The 3,257-nt window shown below is 68.5% G+C and carries 4 protein-coding genes; all 4 read left to right on the forward strand.

Annotated elements, in window-relative coordinates; genetic code table 11:
- Positions 1 to 196: 196 nt before the first annotated feature.
- Positions 197 to 607 (forward strand): nucleoside-diphosphate kinase, encoded by a 411-nt coding sequence (gene ndk, locus WA805_RS19735; protein ID WP_422275987.1) that lies wholly within the window; start codon positions 197 to 199, stop codon positions 605 to 607.
- Between the two features lie 165 nt (positions 608 to 772).
- Positions 773 to 1,801, forward strand: coding sequence for a rod shape-determining protein (locus WA805_RS19740; protein ID WP_425243070.1), 1,029 nt, complete (start codon positions 773 to 775; stop codon positions 1,799 to 1,801).
- Positions 1,802 to 1,877: 76 nt separating this feature from the next.
- The gene (mreC, locus tag WA805_RS19745; RefSeq protein WP_422275983.1) at positions 1,878 to 2,657 is read left to right on the forward strand and encodes a rod shape-determining protein MreC; all 780 of its coding nucleotides are present in this window, start codon (positions 1,878 to 1,880) and stop codon (positions 2,655 to 2,657) included.
- On the forward strand, positions 2,654 to 3,257 hold a 604-nt coding region (mreD, locus tag WA805_RS19750), incomplete at its 3' end, for a rod shape-determining protein MreD (RefSeq protein WP_425243071.1). The genes mreC and mreD, both read left to right, overlap by 4 nt.

Consider the following 3,257-nt stretch of genomic DNA (forward strand, 5'->3'; position numbering starts at 1 on the left):
TGCCAGGACGAAAGCCCGGGGACACGTCGCGCGCGGTGGCCGAGGCGGCGCGAAGGGCCGCCTGGTCAGTGGGTAAGCTCTTCCTAGTTCTCCAGCGCGACAGACGGCGCGACCACAGCCCGCAACGCATGCCGCCGCCCGCGCTAATACATGTCTGCGTAAAAAACCACAGTTAAGAAAATGGCAAGGAGCAGTTGTGCCTGAGCGCACCCTTATCTTGGTGAAGCCTGACGCGGTCCGCCGTAACCTGATCGGTGAAGTAATTTCCCGAATTGAACGCAAGGGCCTGAAGGTGATCGCGATGGATCTGCGGACCATCGACAGCGTGACCGCCGAGTCGCACTACGCCGAGCACGCGGAAAAGCCCTTCTTCAGGAACGTCGTCGAGTTCATCACGAGCGGCCCCGCGGTGGCGCTGGTCGCGGAGGGGGAGCGGGCCATCGAGGCGTTCCGCGCGGTGGCAGGGGCCACCGACCCGGTGAAGGCCTCGCCAGGCACGATCCGCGGCGACTACGCGCTGGAGGTCGGGCAGAACATCGTGCACGGCTCCGACTCCCCTGAAGCCGCCGAGCGGGAAATTAAGATCTTCTTCCCTGAACTCGTTTAACCACCGCCCAGGCAGAACACTAAGTAGAGTACTAGACCGCTCGCAAGAAACCGTGACAACGGCGGCATAAGCGGCCTAACAGATAATCCACAGAAAGTTCTTTGCATGTGCGCTCGCAAATGCACGTGCAAAGATTCGGGCTTGATCGGAAGGTGCCCGCCCCCGATGAGCAATGTGCTGACGTTTCTTGGCCGTGACATGGCCGTCGACCTCGGTACCGCCAACACCCTGGTGTACGTGCGCGGCCGAGGGATCGTGCTGAACGAGCCAAGCGTGGTGGCGCTCAACACCAACAACGGGCAGATCGTGGCCGTCGGGGTCGAGGCTAAACGGATGATCGGCCGCACCCCTGGCAACATCGTGGCGGTGCGGCCGCTCAAGGACGGCGTGATCGCGGACTTCGACGTCACCGAGCGGATGCTGCGGTACTTCATCCAGAAGGTGCACCGGCGCAGCCGGATGGCCAAGCCGAGGATCGTCGTGGCCGTGCCGAGCGGCATCACCGGCGTCGAGCAGAGCGCCGTGAAGGAGGCGGGTCACCAGGCGGGCGCGCGCCGGGTCTACATCATCGAGGAGCCGATGGCGGCGGCCATCGGCGCCGGCCTGCCGGTCAACGAGCCGACAGGGAACATGGTGGTGGACATCGGCGGCGGCACCACCGAGGTCGCGGTCATCTCGCTCGGCGGCATCGTCACCTCCCAGTCCATCAGGATCGGCGGCGATGAGATGGACCAAGCGATCATCACCTTCGGCAAGAAGGAGCACTCGCTCATGCTCGGCGAGCGGACCGCCGAGGAGATCAAGGTGGCGCTTGGCTCGGCGTTCCCGGCCACCGACGAGCCGCACGCCGAGATCCGCGGCAGGGACCTGGTCAGCGGCCTGCCGAAGACCGTGGTCATCTCCACCGCCGAGGTCAGACGGGCCATCGAGGAGCCGCTGAACCTGATCATCGACGCGGTGAAGTCCACGCTGGACAAGTGCCCGCCGGAGCTGGCGGGCGACGTGATGGACCGCGGCATCGCGCTGACCGGCGGCGGCGCCCTGCTGCGGGGCCTGGACCAGCGGATTCGCGAGGAGACCGGCATGCCGGTGCACATCGCGGACAGCCCGCTCGATTCCGTGGTGCTCGGCACCGGCAAGTGCGTGGAGGACTTTGACACCCTGCGTCAGGTCCTCCTACCAGAGAGGCGCTAGCGTAGGAAAACCCGCAAAAGCAAGGGACGGGAGTTGCGCGGTGCACGATGGGAGACGGACACGCCCGGTTCTCATCGTGTTGCTGATCGCGGCGATCGCGCTGATAACCCTCGACTTCAGGGATGCGGGCAGCTCGCCGGCGCACGCGGTCGGCGCGGACGTGTTCGGCCCCGTCGAGCGCACGGCGAGCGCCGTCGCCAGCCCCTTTGAAAGCCTCTTCCGCACCGCGAGCGGCAGGGACAGCTCGGAAATAGCCAGCCTGCAGAAGCAGAACGACCAGCTCAGAGCCCAGCTCGCGCAGGCCCAGGTCACGACCCAGGAGCAGGCCCAGCTCAGCCAGCTGCTGCACCTGACCAACGCCAGTCACTACCGCGTCGTCGCCGCGACCGTGATCGCCGCGGGCGGCGCCTACTCCGACACGGTGACGATCGATGCCGGCACCCGCGCCGGCATCACGACGAACGAGACCGTGCTGAACGGCGACGGCCTGGTCGGCACCGTCACCGCCGCCGCCGGCAGCTCCGCGACCGTACAGCTCGCCACGGACGCCGCGGCCACGACCGGCGTCCGGATGGACGGCACGAACGAGATCGGCGCGGTCACCGGCACCGGCTCGACCCTGGGGGCGGTCCAGCAGCTGAAGCTCACGCTGTTCTCCGCGACCGCCGTGCTGCAGCCGGGCCAGACGGTCGTGACGTTCGGCTCGGTGGGCGGCCGCCCGTACGTGCCTGGCGTGCCCGTCGGCACGGTGACCCAGGTCACCAGCCAGCCGGGAGCGCTGACGCAGACCGCGCTGGTCCAGCCGTTCGCCGACTTCACCGGCCTCGGCGTGGTCGGCGTAGTGGTCAGCAAATGACCGCACTCCGCAGGATCGCGCGGGCGCTGGCCATCCCGGTCGTCCTCCTGCTCGCGGTCACCCTCCAGCTCGCCCTGGTCAACAGGGCACCGCTGCCCGGCGGCGCCACCCCGGACCTGGTGCTGCTGGCCGTCGCCGCGATCGCCGTCTGCACCGGCCCGATGACCGGCATGCTGGCCGGGTTCTGCGGCGGCCTGGCCCTCGACATCGCGCCGCCGGCCGCTCACCTGGCCGGGGAGTACGCGCTGGTGTTCTGCCTGGTCGGGTACGCCTGCGGCCGGGCGAGGAACGCGATCACCTACGCGACAGGCGAGCAGACGATGATCACCTCGCTGACCGTGATGGCGCTGGGCGTCGCGGCGGGCGAGGCAGGCAAGGCGGCGCTGGGCATGATGCTCAGCAACCCGGACGTGACGAGCCCCGCGATCAAGCACGTGCTGCCCGTCGCGATCGTCTACGACCTGCTGCTGTGCCCGTTCGCGTACTGGCTCATCTCGCTGGTGCTCCGGCGCCCCGCGCCTGAGCGCGCCCCGCGCCCCGAATTCGCCCAGGTCGCGACCGCGTTCCGGGCCGCGTCCGCGGGGGCGCTCGGGGCGGTCC

Origin of the sequence: Trebonia sp. (assembly GCF_049794275.1) — a bacterium.
GTDB lineage: Bacteria > Actinomycetota > Actinomycetes > Streptosporangiales > Streptosporangiaceae > Trebonia.

Coding starts and splice junctions, on each gene's coding strand:
- WA805_RS19740 (WP_425243070.1), top strand. CDS start 773: ATGAGCAATGTGCTGACGTTTCTTGGCCGTGACATGGCCGTCGACCTC.